Genomic DNA, 17,941 nt, shown 5'->3' with positions numbered 1-17,941 from the left:
AAATTCTTTCATTATGAGCGAATTGCTCATGGTCTTCAGCGACCCTAATTCGGTACAACAGCCGTTTCACTTCACGTTTTGGGTTAATGTTTCAACACAACGGGTTTTTCTGGGCAAGTTTTCTTCTTGCTCTAAACTTTTTTTGACATTTATCAACAAATGTAGAGTGAATTTATTATATAGAGCAAATCAATGTCCGCAACTATTGAATGGAATTATTTTTCAATTCCGCACCTATTCGCTGAGTTATTAGTCATTTAGATGCCGTTACGAACGATATCAACACCTATCGATACAACGGGCACAAAAAAAGCAGCGAATCTCGCTGCTTTTTAATCGTCAAACATCACGTCTTGTTAGCTCGAATCTTCTTAGGCGCTATATCTTAGGTTTTAACTACTAAAACTCTTAAGTACTGCGCTGGTAAAGTATTAAGACTCTTTGAATGCCTTCATTGCCTGTAAGTGCTGTGATATTTTCTTAAACTTATGCGGCTCTGCTTCATCCCAAATTACGTTGTAGTAATCTTGAAGTTCATCGGCTGATTTCTGGTTATTATGAATATCGTCATTTCTCGACAAAATAACCAGACATTTGCCACGGTTTTTAGTGCGGAATTCTTCTACACATTTCGTCGCGATGTCTTCATATTCTTCTGGGCGGTCTATCCGCCCCTGCATGTTGATTTCTGGGCGTAAATTAGGATTGAAAATGACTTGTTTGATGCCACATAAAAAACCAATGCGTTCAGACCAAAAACCACCAAGTCCAACACCGCAGATCAATGGTGCACTGTCATCAGACTGCTCAACCAATTTATGTACTTCTTTAAGTAAGTGCTGCATGTCATGCTTAGGATGCAGAGTACTGTAATTAACGAACCGTACGTCATCATCGATAAATTGCAGTTGTAACACTTTTTCGTGGTTGCCCGGGCTACTTGAATCATAGCCATGAAGATAAATAATCATAGTACCTCTCAATCATTCCTTACTGGTACGCTTTCCTTAAATCTACCACTTCCATCCTAATTTAAAAGTGAATTTCCGTTGTTTAAGAAAAGAGAAATTACAAACAGTGATCACTTCTGCATAATCGTTGGTAAATCGACTCTGCATCGATTAGAAAGTCATCATTATCCCAAAGCTGAGCAGCTAATACGTACCAAAGCAATGCCATCATCTGAGCGTGAGCCGACCAGGCATTCATATCACTTAACCATTGCTCGCGGTCGATCACCGCATTTTGGTCACTAAGACCACACGCCTGTAAGTAACAGTAAAGCCCTTGGGGATAATCCATATCCAGCATATCTAGCGTCAATACGAGGTCGAGCCTTGGGTCTGCTATTGCTGAATATTCCCAATCAATCACGGCGATTGATTGATGGGTACGTATGAGATTGTGGTGAGCAAAATCAAAGTGGCATAACGCACTGTGATTGCAGTGGAGCGCGGGGGGAATTCGTAACTTAACGTATAGCTCTTGATAACGGGACTTATAGATACTTGGATTGAGTTGATGCCAATAGTGATCAACCTTCTCCGTGTAATCAAATCGGCGGATACCGATGCTGTCACCATCTATGCTATCACCACTAAAAGTGTGAATATGAGCCAATAGCGAGATAACCCTCTCCGCTGACAATTCTGCACAGGAAATCGGCCTCCCCTCTAACCACGATAACAACACTCCGTGCGCATTGTCACCAAGGACTTGGCTAGTGGGTAGCAACGTTTGTACAGCCTGCAGAACGTTTCGCTCATTGACTCGGCAGATATCAAACGCAGCACTTATGTTTGTATGACCACGCCAAACCGTCCAACCATGCGTTTTAGTCGCTATCTTCCATGTCCGGTTGGTTAACCCGCCAGAAAGCTGAAGTGCCCCTAAGGGCACTTCATTAAGCACTGTTTGCGCATGGGCAAGTTCTGGCTGTTGTTGCAAAGCCTGCTGCCAATCTAACATCGACAAAAGCGCGACTTAGAAGCCAAGTACAGAGCGGGATTCTTGTTTACGAATCTCTGTTTCATCTGCCCACTCAATAAGGCCAGTTTCAAGATCCATTAAACGCATCGTCATCTTGTAGTAAACATCTTTGTCACTACCCGCTTCTTTTACGATACTGCTCAGGTTGCCGTAAAGCATGTATTGTGCGCCGACCATTTTACCAAATTGAATTGCAGTGCTTTGATTCACTAATTCGTCATTGTTTTGGAAGTTCAGCTGTTCGCGAACTGATTCTACACGATCCATATCCACAAAACGGAACTTACCTGAATTCAACATTTTTGTACTAATGCTATCGGTAATGGATTCTGTATCAATATGCTCAGTCGTTTTGTTTTTAATTCTTTCTACAAATACAATCGGACGTGAATCTCTTGTAATTGCAGATACAGAGCCAGACATCAACATGCTATCGACCATTTCACCGGCGATTTTTTGTAAATCTGTAGAGCCAAAATCAATCGTTGTTGTTTCTGTTGCCTGTGAGTCACCATAGCTTACTTTATTTGAACAACCGCCAAGAATCACGGCTAAACCCAACAAAGCAATAATACTTTTTTTCATGTTTTTTCCTTAGTCTTGCTACTTTTACAACGTTTACCTATTCGTTGCCGAATCCGTCATTCATGAGCTATTCATCAATAACCTATTCACCAACGAACTAGAGTGACGTTATTTATCTGCTCCGCGCAATTGTACGCGAAAATCTTTGCCATTTGGATTAATAGACACCTCAGAGAGGGTAATGGTTTCATCACCACGTAAAATCGCACGCTTCCAAGGTGCTTGCTTGGTATTCACTTCTAAACCTTGTTGATCGTACCAATAAAATCGATATTGAATGATCTGGTCAGTCGATGTTTTATTCGCAAGCTTAACAATACCGCGAGCATGCCCGTTAGTATCGATCGTTGAAATGTCATCAATAGAAAACTTGCTACCCATCGCTTCATCACCATAGAGCACAGCTTGAGTCTGCCCTTCGATTTTGATGCCCGCAGTCTTACTTGATGAGCAACCTACCAACACCAGTAGAATACCCACGCTCAATAACCATTTTTTCATTACAACCTTCCTAATTGTTTATGCCAAATGGTGGCACTTCCACCTTGGCGCGACACCCAAACAAGTGTGGTTTGTTTATCTCGTACATCAAAAGTATAGTCTTGCCCATCGACAACGATGGTATGCGACCCTGCTTTAACAAAGCGACTATTACTATTCACCGTATTTGGCAATGTTTGCCAGCTTCTTGTGTCGGGCTGCTCTGTAAGCGTATTCCATACATTAAACAATAAATTACCCACATCGTCATCTTTCGCCGTACTCTTACGAATTTGATCTTTGGCATACACACGTAAAGCTTGGCGTAACAAGATACTCGGCATATTTTCTGTCAGCTGCTGCTGAGCCATCAGGTTAACATCAACTAATTGGTCGCCATCAATAGCTTGACCATCAAGGCTCATTGTTGAATATTTAGCCCGCACAGCAGGAACGTAATGAGGTAATGCAATACTGTATATCGCCGTGTTACCTTGACTGTCATAAACAGGCAAAGACAAATTCCAAGCTCGCATTGCTGCCACAACGCCACGCTCTTCAAGCACCACGATTCGGCCCTCACCATTTTTCATGGACGCTTGTTTGCCGTACTGCTTTTCTAGCTTTGCTAATGCTTGATTTCTTCCAGCACGCTTTGCCACACGCATCACAGCGTCAATCACCGCTTGATTATCCGGTGCAACGGCTAGAGCTCGCGTATAATCAATATACGCGCCATTTAAGTCATTCGACGCTTCATACAAAAGACCGGAGAGAAACAGTAGATAACCATTCTGTACGGCTTGTAATTTGCTACCCGCGTCGGGGTAACGAGACAGCACGGAACCAAGATTTGGCGACAATCCTTTATTTTTAAGCTCGCTTTCAGCCGATCTCAGATCTTTCTCTCTTGATTGCCTCGCACGCTCTTGCACTTGATTTGCACGGCGCACTTCAACCAAAGCACCTTCTAAATCATTCTTTTGAATATAGTTTAACCCTAAGTAAAGGTGTAAAAAACCCAACTCATAGTCTGGCGGCACATACTCGGTAATATTGTCATTAACCGCTAAAGCACCAACACTCGTCGCCGCATCCGAAATAGAAATCAATGCCTTATCTTGCTGTACACGCACAGCTTTATCACTGAGCTCCAGAGCAGACTTACTTTGCGGGTAAGCTTCATTTAAAAACTCGACACGACCTTTTTCAAAATTATCAAGAATATCTCCAGCGACAATATCTTGTGGTAACGCAGCTTGGGCATCTTGATATTGCCCGGCTTTTATCGATTGATAAACCACCGCATTTTGCTGGGAGTAGTGGCTAAATAGGTTACCAGCACTCAGGCCAGCACAGGCAGTTAAACTAATAGAGAGGAGAACAACCAAAGTGTGTTTAACACGACGTTTTAGCATAGACACGTTCAAATGAAGTTTAGATTTCAACAAGTGCTTGTTACCTCAATGGTTAAGCTAACAAGCACCACAACCTTTTCGCTTAAAAGGATTAGCTCAGTAGCAGCGGACCTAAAGGTCGACCACCTACCAAATGCATGTGAATATGGTAAACCTCTTGCCCACCATGCGCATTACAGTTAACAATAAGACGGTAACCATCTTCCGCTATCCCTTCTTCTTTTGCGATTTTTTTCGCTACCGTAAACATACGCCCCATCATCGCTTCGTCATCAGCTTCAACGTCGTTGATCGTTGGAATAAGTTTGTTGGGGATGATCAATACGTGACTTGGAGCACGAGGATTGATGTCACGAAAGGCTGTAACGAGGTCATCTTGATAGACAACATCTGCCGGAATTTCTTTGCGAATTATTTTACTAAAAATCGTTTCTTCAGCCATGAAGACGCTCCAAATTGATTACTGTTTATGCCACTTTGGCTTATCGTTGTAGCCATTACACAGAAGTATGCACTATGGGCGTTAGAATCACAATTCTACGAGATTCGATAGAGAATTGTTTTTACTGTATTTCGTTCGCTTCTAACCCGCGTATTTATTCGCTAAATCGCTAAACAAGAGTTAACAAAACAGCACTTTGTTATATTTTTGCAGTGTGCGTCATAAAACGTAGCACCGCATCTCATTTATATTGCAGTTTTTGTTATTTCTAACGATAACGATATCAGAGACAGAGAGACAAGTACCTTGAGTTCGGTAACCGAACATCAGGTAACGCGTCCAAGGTTGTTTATTTTAAATTGCTGCAAAACACTAAGAGGGAACAGGTATGCAGGGTTCAGTTGTTAGGCGGATGTACGCAGGGTTTACACTCATCGTCGTTCTTTTTGTTATAACTATCGCGATAATGCTCAATGGAATGAGTCAAATACACCAATATTTTGGTACCGTCTCCAAAACTTCCCTACCTTTAGTCTCACTCTCTAACCAAACCAGTGTCGAGCTACTTTCTGCAGACAAGTCGTTCAAAGACTTTCTCACCACACAAAATGAAGAACGCATGGCGATGCGACGTAGCGAATTTTCTGAATCCATGGACGTCTTTGGCTCGGTGCTAGAGCAACTCGCACAGGCCAGTGCTAACGTTCCAGAATTAGAAGCTCGAATCGGTGAGTTACGCGAAGTACATACCCGCTATGGACAAGAAGCACAAGAAGCCATGGATAACTATCAATCCATGTTCATCGCTCAGGAACAAGTTCAACAATCAACCCGTCGCTTCCAAAAGCTTCATTCTGATTTATCGGTCGGCATGAAAGAATATGTCGACGACGTTTCGAGTATCTCAGTTAAGGTCATGGCAAAAAGCTACTTTATTAAATTAAAAGACGCCGAACTCATTACCTCTGACGCGCTCGCCAGCAGCGATACCGAGTTTGTCCAGCAAGCCGTTGATAAAAACCGCAAAGCGGTAACGCACCTTAACTACGCCTATCGCGGACTCGTGACGCAAATTCCAGAACTAAAAAAAGTGTTTGATGAATCCGTCGAGCAGTTTAGTAAGGATGTGGGTAAAAAAGGTGGAGTGCTAGACCAGCATAACAGCTACCTGATTGCGCGCGCCGCTCTATACCAAAACATTGAGAACCTTGCTCTAGAAGTGGACAGCGCCATGGTCACACTCAACGGCTTCAGCGATACCGCCACCGCCAACCTCAATTATTCACTGTCTGAAGCCGGAACGATATACGATGAAGGCGTTCTTAAAGCGATCGGCATTGGTCTGCTGGTCTCTCTCATCGCTATTGCTATTGGATACCATATCGCACAAAGTGTTCGCCAGCCGCTCAACAGTACATTAAAAGCGCTTGAAAGCCTGACTGAAGGTGATATGACACAGCGCATTGATGTGAAATATAACAACGAGTTTCGTCGTTTAGGTAACCACATCAATACACTAGCGGATAGCCTGCATAATGTATTGGTTAAATTGAACGACGCCTCAGATAACCTTACCGTGACGGCAAGTGATAACCAGAGCACGTCGAGCAATGCACAAAGTAAGTTAAGTGCTCAACGCGAACAAACGGCTAACGTCGCGACGGCTATGACAGAAATGTCACATTCAGTGCAGGAAGTTGCAAACAGCGCACAAAACTCATTAGAAAAAGTACACCAAGTTGAAACGGCCTCTGAGTCTGGTCGTCAAATCATGAGCACTAACATCAGTACCATTAATCAGCTTGAAGTAAGACTCAATGAGTCGGTTGAAGCCGTTGGCGAACTGCAAAAAATGAGCAGTCAAATTGGCAGCATCTTAGATGTCATTCGTAATATTGCAGAGCAAACCAATCTATTGGCGCTTAATGCAGCCATTGAGGCAGCACGAGCGGGAGAGCAAGGCCGTGGCTTTGCCGTAGTAGCAGATGAAGTACGTGTACTCGCGCAAAAAACCACCGAGTCTACCAGTGAAATTGAAACCATGATCAGCAACTTACAAAGTAGCTCAAAAAGTGCAGGGAAGGTGATCGAAAGTTGTATGCAAGATATGGAGCTGTCCGTTGAACAAGCTTCAAGTGCCAATGGCGCGATGGAAGAAATTCAGGCACTGATTATTGAAATTAGCCAAATGAGCACGCACATTTCTCAAGCCGCCGCAGAACAAAGTGAAACAACAGCAGACATTGCGCAAAACATCGAGCAGATCAACCATATTGCCGATGAAAGCTATCAAGCCATGTCGGAAATTGCTTCTACAAGTGAGAACCTGACTAGCCTTGCAAACCAACAAGGTGAGCTTGTTCATCGCTTTAAACTATAGCTTTAAACTATAGCGACAAACTGTAGCGATAAATAATACTCCACAAGTAACGACTCCCCTCTTTTGGGTGTTTTTAATCTAACGCAGCACTATTTTAGGTAAGAAACACGTTAAATATTGTTCTAGGGCAGGCTTTCCTACAAGCCTGCCCTTGTTTTTTGTATCAAGCGACGTTATATCTTGGGTATGGCTTGCTCCACTTTTTAATGACTTAGGCGTCATTCTCTCCTACTTCTTCAGCAAGCCAAACGTTGAAGGAATTATTATGGCTGTTCATGTTGGTATCATTGACCAAGACCCTATTCGTCTTGTCACCCCACTTTTAGATGATAGAACGGTAAGTCGACACATCATATTTATTGGTGATAAGTCGCAGTTTGACATGTTTGAACGGCTTCATTCCGTACTAGCGCAACGCGAAATTACCTCGGAATTTTTCGAAATACCGAATGTAGCCAACACTTCAGCGATCAAGCAGTCGGTACTTGGACTCGCTAAGACTCTGAAAGACAAAAACGTCGAAGTAAAACTCAATGCCAGTTGTGGGCTAAGGCACCGACTACTGTCTGTATACGAGGTATTTCGAACCTACCACTGGCCAATTTTTGTTGTTGAGCCGAGTAGCGACCGCATGTGTTGGTTATACCCTGAAGGCGCTGAAGACGCACAAGTTCAAGATCATATCACTATCAAAGATTACCTCACCGTGTTTGGTGCTCGTGGCGAGTTCACCGAATACGATATACCACCTCAGCTGGATAAAAAGCTGTATGCCCTTGGCGAACGCTGGGCAGGTAATGCGCTTGAGTTGGGGCCGGGCTTAGCCACCCTTAACTATCTAGCAACGACATGTCGTAAAGAACAAAAACTCGATGTCGAGCTATCTGATAAACAACAAGGCTATCGCGAACTCAACATGCTCATCAGTGATCTGGTTGATCTAGAAATCGCCTCTTATGAGAACGGTGTACTTACCTTCATCAGTGAAGATGCAAGGCGTTTTTCTAACGGGGAATGGCTGGAAAACTTGGTTCATAGCACGGTGAGACAAATCCAAGATGACATGCCAACCATCCAAGACCGTTCGCTCAACGTTCAGGTTTATCGTCAACTGGGCGAGCGAGAAGTTCGTAATGAGCTTGATGTAGCCTCAGTGGTCAACAACAAGTTACACATCATTGAATGCAAAACCAAAGGTATGCGAGATGATGGCGATGACACCTTGTATAAGCTTGAATCTTTACGAGATCTATTAGGCGGGTTACAAGCACGAGCGATGCTAGTGAGCTTCCGTCCGTTACGACATAACGACATCACTCGAGCTGAAGATCTAGGTTTGGCACTTATTGGCCCTGACGAACTCAAATCACTTAAACACCATTTAAGCCTGTGGTTTAAAGGCGCGGGTGGTGCAGACGAACAAACAGCGTTGTCGTAATGTTTTCATCTATTAGTAAATAACAAAGTTCCAAATAAAAAAAAGCTTGGTGATATCACCAAGCTTTTTCACTTTTAAGCATCTATTCTCGGCTAAGCCTTGAATAGGTTACCTTAAGATTCTGCTTTTGCGGTCGCTTTGTGCTTGATGCCAACAATAAGAATGCAAACATAAGCGGCAACCGTAAGCGCAAGAATTGCGAAAGGTAACGCTGACCAGCCCCAACCATCGATGGCAATACCACTTACTACGCTACCTAAACCAAAGCCAAGTGAGATGAAGAACATCATCAACCCTTGAGTGAATCCACCGCCAACAAACGTGAGACGAGCTGCAATAGCTGGCGAGATCATATCCGTCACAGTAATGCCTTGTAGGTACACTAGAACAAGACCCAGTGGGATAATAAAGCCAAGAGACAATCCGGCTTCTGCAATAAAGTACAGACCCGCAATTACCACAATCGATACCACACAGCTAAGCTTAAACAGGCTCAACGCCCCAAACTTAGTTACGTATTTTTCCGCACCAACCAAAACAATCAAGCCAAGAACCGAAGCGATTGAAAGGTTCGCAGCCGACATAGATTGTGCAACGCTGTAGGCATTTTCCATCAAGTTCGGATACTGCGCTTGGAAGGCACCTTGACCTGCACATAGTAGTCCAACGGCTAATAAAAACAGACCAAAGTTAGAAAATAGGACTTTAGAGAAACCAACTTTTGCGCCATCATCTTCACTATTTTGTTGAGCAATCAATTCCGCATTATCAACAATACGCTGAGCCGCCTGCTTGTTGCTCATCATTGTTACAACCAGCAATACTGCAACCAGAACCATCATGGCAATAAAGCGTAATTCAAAACTCCAACCCATTCCGGTTACCGCAGCCAAAGCCACACCAGAAATCAGCGAACCAAAAATGAGCGTCTGTGCCATTCGGCCGAGCTTCATCGCTTCGGTTTTTTCATCGTAACCAGCAAACGTGATAAACACAGGGTTAAGCATCAACAAAATCGCCGAGCCTGTACCAAATAGTACTGAACCCACTGCCATAAATGCGAAATTTTCACCTGCTGCCAGAAAAGCTGCACCTGCCAGTAAGTAGGATACTAGGCCTAAACCTTGCGCTAAACGATGTGCTTTAAATTTGTCGGCAAGAATTCCGATAAGAGGAGCAAATAGACCCGCTAGACCAAACAAACCCATAGCAAGACCAGCTTGAGTGGCACTACCTGTCCGGGCCAGAATAAATGATGGAACCATCATAGGAATAAATACGATTTGAACAATACCGTATGCAAAATGGGCAGAAAACCACCCTTCTAGACCGAGTTTTTTCAACATGTCATCACCTCTAATGCCATTGTTCACTTACATTTCGACCGGTATCGCGAAGTGAAAGTAACGAACAATTATAATTCAGACCACTGTAATAGCAGTCATTCTTCTCTATGGCCGCAAGTATAATTGTCTTTATTAACCATAGAAGTAACATAGGGGGAGGCATTTCATTCCAATAGTATATTACCTACAAAAAACTCAACCCACTGACAACAAACATCAACATCAAACTATCTCAACGAGCTACACAATTAACACCCCACTAACAAACCACGCATTAACAGTCCGACTTTTTTAGATAAAAAAAAAGCTTGGTCATATGACCAAGCTTTTTCCTTCATTATAGGCAATTAAGCGGTAGCTTCATGGCTTGCCTGCTCTTTAACTAACTGTTTTTTTTGCTTACTCGCAACAATCAAGATGCACACATAAGAAACGACCGTCAGTCCCAAAATAGCAAGAGGAAGCGCAGACCAACCATAACCATCAACGGCTACACCACTTACCACACTCCCTAAACCAAAGCCTAGTGAGATAAAGAACATCATCAAACCTTGAGTGTAACCACCGCCAACAAGCGTTAAACGAGCTGCGATTGCAGGAGAAATCATATCTGTAATAGTAATGCCTTGTAGGTACACCAAAACCAAAGCCAGTGGAATGAGGTATGGTAGAACCATAGCGGCTTCAGCAATGAAGTAAAGCGCACCAATCACCGCGATAGAAATTACAGCACACAGCTTAAACAAGCTAATAGAGCCATATTTGGCAACAAATTTTTCAGCCAATACTAGAACGAACAAACCAAGTACAGCGGCAACAGACAAGGTTGCTGCAGATAGCGACTGTGCTACACCGTAACCATTTTCCATCAAGTTTGGATATTGGGCCTGAAATGCCCCTTGGCCAGCACATAAAATACCAACCGCAACTAAAAACAGACCGAAGTTAGAAAATAGGACTTTAAATAAGCTCACTTTCGGTGCATCTTCTTTCGCCGCCTCTGCTGCCATCGCGTCTGCATTATCAATAATGCGTTGAGCGGCGGCCTTGTTAGTCGCAATGGTGATGACGAAAAGTACCGCTACCGCAATAATCATTGCAATGAAACGTGCTTCGTACGTCCAGCCAGCGTCAGTGACTGCTGCAAGCCCGATACCAGAAAGCAAAGAACCAACAATCAGAACCTGAGACATACGCCCCAACTTCATCGCTTCTGTTTTCGCATCATGACCAGCAAAGGTAATAAATACTGGGTTAAGCATCAGCATAATCGCGGAGCCAGCACCAAAAAGTACAGAACCTGCTGCCATGAACGTGAAGTTTTCGCCAGCAATGACAAAACAACCACCCGCTAGCATGTAAGCAATCAAGCCTAATGCCTGTGTGAGTCGGTGTGCTTTAAATTTATCAGCCATTAAACCAATTAACGGCGCTAATAACCCCGCAATACCAAATAACCCCATTGCAAGACCGGCTTGAGTCGCACTCCCCGTACGAGCAAGAATAAAAGACGGTACCATCATTGGTATAAATACGATTTGAACTATGCCATAAGCAAAATGCGCTGAGAACCAGCCTTCTAAGCCAAGTTTTTTCAACATATTACAGACCTCGTAGGTAAATCACTATGTAATGTGAATAGACAAAAATAAACCGCAAAAAAAATCCATTTTTTACACTTTATAAGTAAGCTTAACAATTTCGTTATTTGAACTTATAATCCGGCGTTTATCGTTATCATCAAAGCCAAATTATTAGCCATTCAATTGGTAGGCTTATTAATCAAATTCATCATAATGACTCTACCTATAAAGTGATATAGGGTCCGGACGCCACTGTCAACATAACGCTTCACTCAGTGCCAATATTGCTATACTCTAAAAAGAGATGATAAAAATAATAGTAGCGGATCAAAATATCGCTACATTTAAGGCTGGAGCCTACCTTATGAACCTAACTAAACTGCGCGTATTTGCATTAACTGCCGAACATGGCTCGTTAACCAAAGTCGCCACCATGATGGGCAAGACCCGCACTTCACTAAGCATGGCTCTATCTAGTCTAGAAGATGAGCTTGGTGTTGAGCTATTTGAAAGAACCCGTAATAGACTCGTACTCAACGATGCCGGACAAGCCTTACTCCCCGACTGTCGTAATATATTAAACATGGCGGAAAGCCTATACTCAAAAGCGGAACAGTTTCGTCAAGGGGACAGCGACAAAATACGTATTGCCTATGATGATACGCTACCTTCTACCTTTTGGCGTCAGCAGCTCGTTGCCCTATCGGACAACTTTCCTCATTTGTCACTAACGGCAATAAAAGCCTCCAGCGCCGATATTCCAACGCTAGTAAAAGATGGGCATGTCGAACTTGGCTACGGGTTAGTCTTTAGCTCTGGTGATGATCCTCAAATCAAAGTTCGCTCGTTACATCGAATTCGAATGATGGCGGTCTGCTCTCCTAAGCACCCCTTAGCACAATTAAATAACGTCACGTCTACTGACATTAGTGCTCATCGCCAAATTGTTTTGTCGCATTTATTTGAAGAGATTCACGAAGACTTCCGACCAATTTCAAGTAGCACAATTAGCTTCTCTAACCACCAAGAAGTATTAGAAGCCGTCGTTGATAATTTAGGTTGGGCAATTATCCCTGAAACCCTAGTTAGGCATCAGTTAAGACAGGAACACTTAGTTGTTGTGAAGCATCCAAATGGCATGTATTTCGAAAGTTTTGGCGAGATGTCGCGCCCGAATGATCACGCAGTTGAGACACGCCAATCACTGATCGACGGAATAGAAGAAGGCATTTACGATTTGTTCTAAATTACACCACCTAGAAACTAGGCATCACTCTTTCCTAGGTTCAGAGAACTGCACCTCTCCGTTCTTTCCCTGCTAAAACGATAAAAGCCGAAGCAAAATGCTTCGGCTTTTTCGTTGTCATCAATCGGGGTAAATTGATTAAACGATGCGTAGACCGCCTTGAGCGATAGCAAAACGACGTGCACGTGTGTAAGACAGTGCGTTCGTGATGCCTTCACCAGTAGGACCAGCGATTGTGAACGTTGAAGTACCTTCAGCGTTGTAACCTACACCAGATAGTGTTGGGCCGTTGTGAGCGAAGATAGTTGTGTTAATTGCACGACCGAACTTAGTCACGTTTTCAACGTTACCAGAGTAGATGCAAGAAGAGTGCTTGTTACCACGCTCTGCCGCTACTGCGCGCTCGATAGCTTCGTCGATGTTTGCACAACGAACAACTGGAAGTACTGGCATCATTTGCTCAACGTGTACTAGTGGGTGATCGTTCTCAACAACCATTACCGCTAGACGAGTTTCAGATTCAACACCGATAGACTTCAGGATTTCACCAGCGTCTTGACCTACGTGTTGCTTAACTGGGTGCCATACGCGAGCGATTTCTTGAGCAGTACAAGGCTTAGCACCGTCGATTTCGTCCATAGTTAGGATTTGTGCAGTTAGCTTCTCAGCTTCTTCTGCAGAAAGAACGTAAGCGCCTGTTGCTTCTAGCTTAGCTAGGAATTCATCAGCAACTGAATCTTCAACGAATACTTCTTTCTCACCGATACATAGTAGGTTGTTATCGAAAGATGCGCCGCCGTATACGCCAGCCGCAGCTAGGTCTAGGTTAGCAGAAGCGTCTACGATTACAGGTGGGTTACCAGCGCCTGCGCCAATACCTTTCTTACCAGATTGTAGGATAGCTTTAACTAGACCTGGGCCACCAGTACCAACAAGCATGTTGATTAGAGGAGACTTAGCGATTTCGTTAAGCGTTTCTAGAGTAGGCTCTTTAACCATAGTGATTAGGTTAGCTGGGCCGCCTGCTTCAACGATAGTCTTGTTTAGAAGATCAATCATTACTGCAGAAACAACTTTAGAAGATGGGTGAACGTTAAACGTTACCGCGTTACCAGACGCTAGCATAGAGATAGCGTTGTTAACGATAGTTTCAGTTGGGTTAGTTACTGGAGTAACAGCACCGATAACACCGTATGGTGCACGCTCTTCTAGAGAGATACCGTGGTCGCCAGACCATACTTTAGTTTCTAGAACTTCAGTACCTGGAGTCTTAGCTGCCGTTAGTTGGTGCTTAGCGATTTTGTCTTCAACACGGCCAAGTTTAGTTTCTTCACGAACCATTTTTGCGAAGTCTTCAGCTTTAGCTAGAACAGCGCCACGCATAGCAGTAAGGATCGCTTCACGACCTTCTTTAGTAGACGTTGCGTAGAATTCTACTTGAGCTTTGTGAGTTGCCGCGATTGCAGCTTCAACAGTTGTGAATACACCTTGTGCATTATCGATATCAAAAGACATGTTTATTACCTCTGTAAAGTATTAAGTGGTTGTCCACTTTCGCAGAGCAGACACTAGAACCTGCTCTAATCTTTATTTAGTTAGGCGTCACTCATTCATTAAGCGCCGCCATTTTATTAAGCGTCAGTTTTTATTAAGCGTAAGTTTGAGCAGCTTCTTCGCCGTTCACTACACGCAATGTACCTAGTACAAGAGCTTCAAGCTCTACTTCACCTGGGTACGTTTTAACTGGTGCTACGAATGAAACGCGCTTAGCAATTTCAGCAGTGATGTATTTGCTGTAAGCAATACCGCCAGTTAGCAAGATACCGTCGATAGCTTCGCCACCGAACACTGCACCCATAGAAGCGATTTGCTTAGATACTTGGTAAGCCATTGCGTCAGTCACAAGCTTAAACTCAGCGTCGCCAGCTTCTGCTTTCTCTTCGATTTCACGCATGTCGATGCTACCTGTGTAGCTAAATGCGCCGCCTTTACCTTGGATGAACGCTTTCATCTCTGCGTGCGAGTATTCGCCGCTGAAGCAAAGGTCGATAAGTTCGCGAGTTGGTAGGTCGCCACAACGCTCTGGTGTGAAAGGACCTTCAGAAACTGCGTCGTTTACGTCAACTGTTTGGCCACCCATGTGAGCTCCAACAGTGATACCACCACCCATGTGACATACGATTACGTTTACGTCTTCGTACTTTTTGCCTTGCTCTTCAGCGAACTGGCGAGCGATAGCTTTCTGGTTAAGCGCGTGGAAACGACCCTTACGCTTAATTGCTTTATGGCCAGAGAAAGATGCAAGCTCAGATAGCTCGTAAGTAACAGGCGCATCTGTGAAGAACGCTTCGATACCGTTCTCGTCAGCAATTTCTTTACCAATGATCGCAGCTAGGCTCGCTGGATGTTGGATTTGAGCTTCTAGAAGGTCTGCGATTACTGCATCTTCAACTTTGTAAGTACCACCAGCGATTGGCTTAAGTACGCCACCACGACATGCTACAGCTGCAAGCTCAGATGCTTTAACGCCAGCTTCTTCAAGCGCCGCTAGAATCGCTTCTTTACGGAACGCTTTTTGGTGTGCAACAACCGCACCAAATGGCGCTAGTTCTTCAGCGCTGTGACGTAGCGTTTTTTCGAAAAGCTCAGTAGTGCCTTCGAAAACACCGATTTTTGTAGAGGTAGAACCTGGGTTGATAGCTAGAATTTTCATTTCTTCGTTAACCTGAATTAGTGACTTTCTATTTGTAATTACGCAGAGATTTCTGCAGCTTCTTTCTGTTGGCTTAGGGCAGCAACAGAACACGCAAGCGCGATAGAAACGGTTTTCTCAGCTTCGCCGTCTGCACGCGAAACAAGAACAACTGGGATACGAGCACCAAGTAGAACACCCGCCATGCTAAAACCAGCCATGTACTGAAGTGCTTTAGCAAATACGTTGCCTACTTCGATGTTTGGAACCATTAGGATGTCAGCTTGGCCAGCAACCGCATCGGTACAACCTTTTAGGTTTGCTGCATATTGAGATACTGCGATATCTAGAGAGATAGGGCCTGAAACGATACAGCCTTCAATTTCACCATTCTGGTTCATCTTTTGAAGTTCAGCTGCGTCCATCGTTGCTGGCATTTTGTCGTATGGCTTTTCTTTCGCACATAGGTTCGCAACTTTTGGCTCTTCGATGCCAACAGAGTGTGCAAGTTGAACTGCGTTTTTAATGATGCCTTTCTTTTGCTCAAGCGTTGGAGCAATGTTCATTGCAGCATCAGTAAATACGTGGAAGCTATCGCCGCCTTCTTTGAAAAGTACGCCTGCGTGGCTAAGAACATTACCAGTACGTAGGCCGTGTTCCTTTTTAAGCACTTCTTTTAGAAGAATTGAAGTGTCAATTAGACCCTTCATTAGTAAGTCGCCTTTGCCTTCAGCAATTGCTGTTACAGCTGCTGCTGCAGTTGCTTCAAGGCCGTCAGCTTCAATGATTTCGAAATTAGCCAAGTCAACGTTCGCTTTTTCAGCTGCTGCATTGATTAGCGCACGCTCACCAACAAGGATGACGTCAGCCATACCTTCTTTAAATGCGTTATTCGCTGCATCTAATGTTGCATCATCGTGAGCTGCTGCAACAACCATGCGTTGCTTTTTACCGAATTTCTGAGCTTGCTTAATAAAGAAGTCTTTATTGTACATAGGGGCGATACCTTTTAATTAGATAGATGAGCTCAATATGTAGCTCTCTATTTATCTATTTCGATAGATTCTTATCAGGAATAAAGCGCTTAATACTGTGGAGCAATATGTCCGCTTAATTTTTATTCCTTTCAAAGGATGGAATTAATTTAGCCCACTTGATTTCGGTTTTAACTTCACTGAGAGTCAATTTTTTTGAACGTTTTACCGTAACTTCACTTGAACAGTAATAATTCAGTCAAATCAACATTGATAGCTGTTATATATCGTTATTCAAGTCACACTTTCGCTGAATTTAAACAATGCAAAGTCATTAATATTAAAGCGAGAATGAATGTAGATCGATCCAGTAACAGCAATAGCACTGGTGGTAAGTTACTTAGAAATAAAGGTAACAGCACAGTAACTTGATTGACGTATTTAACCCTGTTGTTATTTACCCCATCACTTTTATTGCCAATACCTATCATGCTCACCACTTTTATTAGCACTACCTCAGTATCAAATAACGCAAACATTCAGCCAGTGAATACCTCTTCTTTTATTTGCAACTCTAATTACCACTTTAGCGTAAGATTTTTTGACGCCCAGTGAAATGCTTTAATATCTCCTTAATCTAAACTTCATCTCAACGAAACAATAAAGAGATTTTGGCCTAAGTGCTTGAATCTCATTACATATAAAGTTGACTACCAATAAGGGTCGAAGATGAAATATCAAAACCGCCTAGAAGAGAGCGTAAATCGCCTAAGCACTGTTCTTGAAGAGCAAAAACAATTGCTTGCAGAGCAAAAAGCAACAATGAACTACGCTGAGCGTCTAGAGAACATCCTTACTCCTACAGACGAACTAAGCACTCAAGGCGACGACCTACTAATCGGTGGCTGTAAAGCAACTGACCTTATCGAGCAATACGGTAGCCCGCTTTTCGTACTAAGCGAAGACACACTACGTAACAACCTACGTCGCGTTAAAAATGCATTCGGTAACTACTGGCCTAAGCCGGTAAACGTGATGTTTGCTATCAAATCAAACACTAACTTCGCGGTTCGTGCTATTTGTAACGAAGAAGGCGTAGGCGGTGACTGTTTCGGTCCTGGTGAAGTTGAAGCAACTCACTACGCTGGCGCCGATCCAAAAACGATTGCACTTAACGGCACGGTTAAGCCTGAGCTTGCTATCCGTAAAGCAATTGAATACGGCTACGCGGTTCACCTAGATTCTTATGAAGAGATTGAAATCGTTGAGCGCATTGCTCGCGAAGTGAAGCCAGCTGAAAAAGTTCGCATCGCGGTTCGCCTAAAAGTTATCCCTGACGATTTCTTCAACGACTTCGAACCAGATGCC

14 protein-coding genes and 1 pseudogene are annotated in these 17,941 nt (G+C 43.5%); 4 read left to right on the top strand and 11 right to left on the bottom strand.

Translation table 11 applies throughout. The features are described from left to right. Positions 1–431: 431 nt before the first annotated feature. The 6 genes from ycfP to hinT form a co-directional block, all read right to left on the bottom strand. A complete protein-coding gene (gene ycfP / locus L4D74_RS17510; protein WP_428753623.1) occupies positions 432–971 on the bottom strand; it encodes an alpha/beta hydrolase YcfP in 540 nt (179 codons plus the stop codon). 97 nt (positions 972–1,068) lie between these two features. Further along, a complete protein-coding gene (locus L4D74_RS17505; protein WP_428753759.1) occupies positions 1,069–1,968 on the bottom strand; it encodes a phosphotransferase in 900 nt (299 codons plus the stop codon). 15 nt (positions 1,969–1,983) lie between these two features. Further along, positions 1,984–2,574, bottom strand: a complete 591-nt coding sequence (lpoB, locus tag L4D74_RS17500) for a penicillin-binding protein activator LpoB (RefSeq protein WP_428753622.1) — start codon at positions 2,572–2,574, stop codon at positions 1,984–1,986. Between the two features lie 108 nt (positions 2,575–2,682). Continuing rightward, positions 2,683–3,075: a YcfL family putative periplasmic lipoprotein gene (locus tag L4D74_RS17495; protein ID WP_428753621.1), complete on the bottom strand. Its 393-nt coding sequence runs from the start codon at positions 3,073–3,075 to the stop codon at positions 2,683–2,685. Further along, positions 3,075–4,472 carry a COG3014 family protein gene (locus L4D74_RS17490; RefSeq protein WP_428753619.1) on the bottom strand — a complete coding sequence of 466 codons (1,398 nt, stop codon included), beginning with the start codon at positions 4,470–4,472 and terminating at the stop codon, positions 3,075–3,077. The genes L4D74_RS17495 and L4D74_RS17490 overlap by 1 nt, the downstream gene beginning before the upstream one ends. A gap of 91 nt (positions 4,473–4,563) precedes the next feature. Then, positions 4,564–4,914 carry a purine nucleoside phosphoramidase gene (gene hinT, locus L4D74_RS17485; RefSeq protein WP_428753617.1) on the bottom strand — a complete coding sequence of 117 codons (351 nt, stop codon included), beginning with the start codon at positions 4,912–4,914 and terminating at the stop codon, positions 4,564–4,566. 388 nt (positions 4,915–5,302) lie between these two features. Between hinT and L4D74_RS17480 the strand changes: the two genes are divergently transcribed. Next, positions 5,303–7,294, top strand: coding sequence for a methyl-accepting chemotaxis protein (locus L4D74_RS17480; protein ID WP_428753615.1), 1,992 nt, complete (start codon positions 5,303–5,305; stop codon positions 7,292–7,294). 265 nt (positions 7,295–7,559) lie between these two features. Then, on the top strand, positions 7,560–8,732 hold the full coding sequence (locus L4D74_RS17475) for a DUF1887 family protein (protein ID WP_428753613.1): 1,173 nt from the start codon (positions 7,560–7,562) through the stop codon (positions 8,730–8,732). A gap of 113 nt (positions 8,733–8,845) precedes the next feature. Here L4D74_RS17475 and L4D74_RS17470 read toward each other — a convergent pair whose 3' ends face one another. Beyond that, on the bottom strand, positions 8,846–10,078 hold the full coding sequence (locus L4D74_RS17470; RefSeq protein ID WP_428753611.1) for an MFS transporter: 1,233 nt from the start codon (positions 10,076–10,078) through the stop codon (positions 8,846–8,848). 347 nt (positions 10,079–10,425) lie between these two features. Then, complete coding sequence (locus L4D74_RS17465; RefSeq protein WP_428753609.1) at positions 10,426–11,679, bottom strand: MFS transporter; 1,254 nt, start codon at positions 11,677–11,679, stop codon at positions 10,426–10,428. Positions 11,680–12,025: 346 nt separating this feature from the next. On the opposite strand from L4D74_RS17465, the gene L4D74_RS17460 reads away from it, so the two are divergent. After that, complete coding sequence (locus tag L4D74_RS17460; protein WP_428753608.1) at positions 12,026–12,907, top strand: LysR family transcriptional regulator; 882 nt, start codon at positions 12,026–12,028, stop codon at positions 12,905–12,907. A 138-nt stretch (positions 12,908–13,045) separates the two neighbouring features. Here L4D74_RS17460 and L4D74_RS17455 read toward each other — a convergent pair whose 3' ends face one another. The 3 genes from L4D74_RS17455 to L4D74_RS17445 all read right to left on the bottom strand — a co-directional run bounded on the left by L4D74_RS17455 (position 13,046) and on the right by L4D74_RS17445 (position 16,594). Then, positions 13,046–14,422 carry an aldehyde dehydrogenase gene (locus L4D74_RS17455; protein ID WP_428753607.1) on the bottom strand — a complete coding sequence of 459 codons (1,377 nt, stop codon included), beginning with the start codon at positions 14,420–14,422 and terminating at the stop codon, positions 13,046–13,048. A gap of 133 nt (positions 14,423–14,555) precedes the next feature. Next, positions 14,556–15,620, bottom strand: coding sequence for a butyrate kinase (gene buk, locus L4D74_RS17450; protein ID WP_428753606.1), 1,065 nt, complete (start codon positions 15,618–15,620; stop codon positions 14,556–14,558). 38 nt (positions 15,621–15,658) lie between these two features. Continuing rightward, positions 15,659–16,594 carry a bifunctional enoyl-CoA hydratase/phosphate acetyltransferase gene (locus tag L4D74_RS17445; RefSeq protein WP_428753604.1) on the bottom strand — a complete coding sequence of 312 codons (936 nt, stop codon included), beginning with the start codon at positions 16,592–16,594 and terminating at the stop codon, positions 15,659–15,661. A gap of 708 nt (positions 16,595–17,302) precedes the next feature. Between L4D74_RS17445 and L4D74_RS17440 the strand changes: the two are divergent. After that, positions 17,303–17,941: pseudogene (locus L4D74_RS17440) on the top strand (diaminopimelate decarboxylase family protein); the annotation flags it as partial.

It is taken from the genome of Vibrio cionasavignyae (assembly GCF_050337155.1).
Classification (GTDB): domain Bacteria; phylum Pseudomonadota; class Gammaproteobacteria; order Enterobacterales; family Vibrionaceae; genus Vibrio; species Vibrio nomapromontoriensis.
This window is presented reverse-complemented; position numbering and strand designations above follow the sequence as displayed.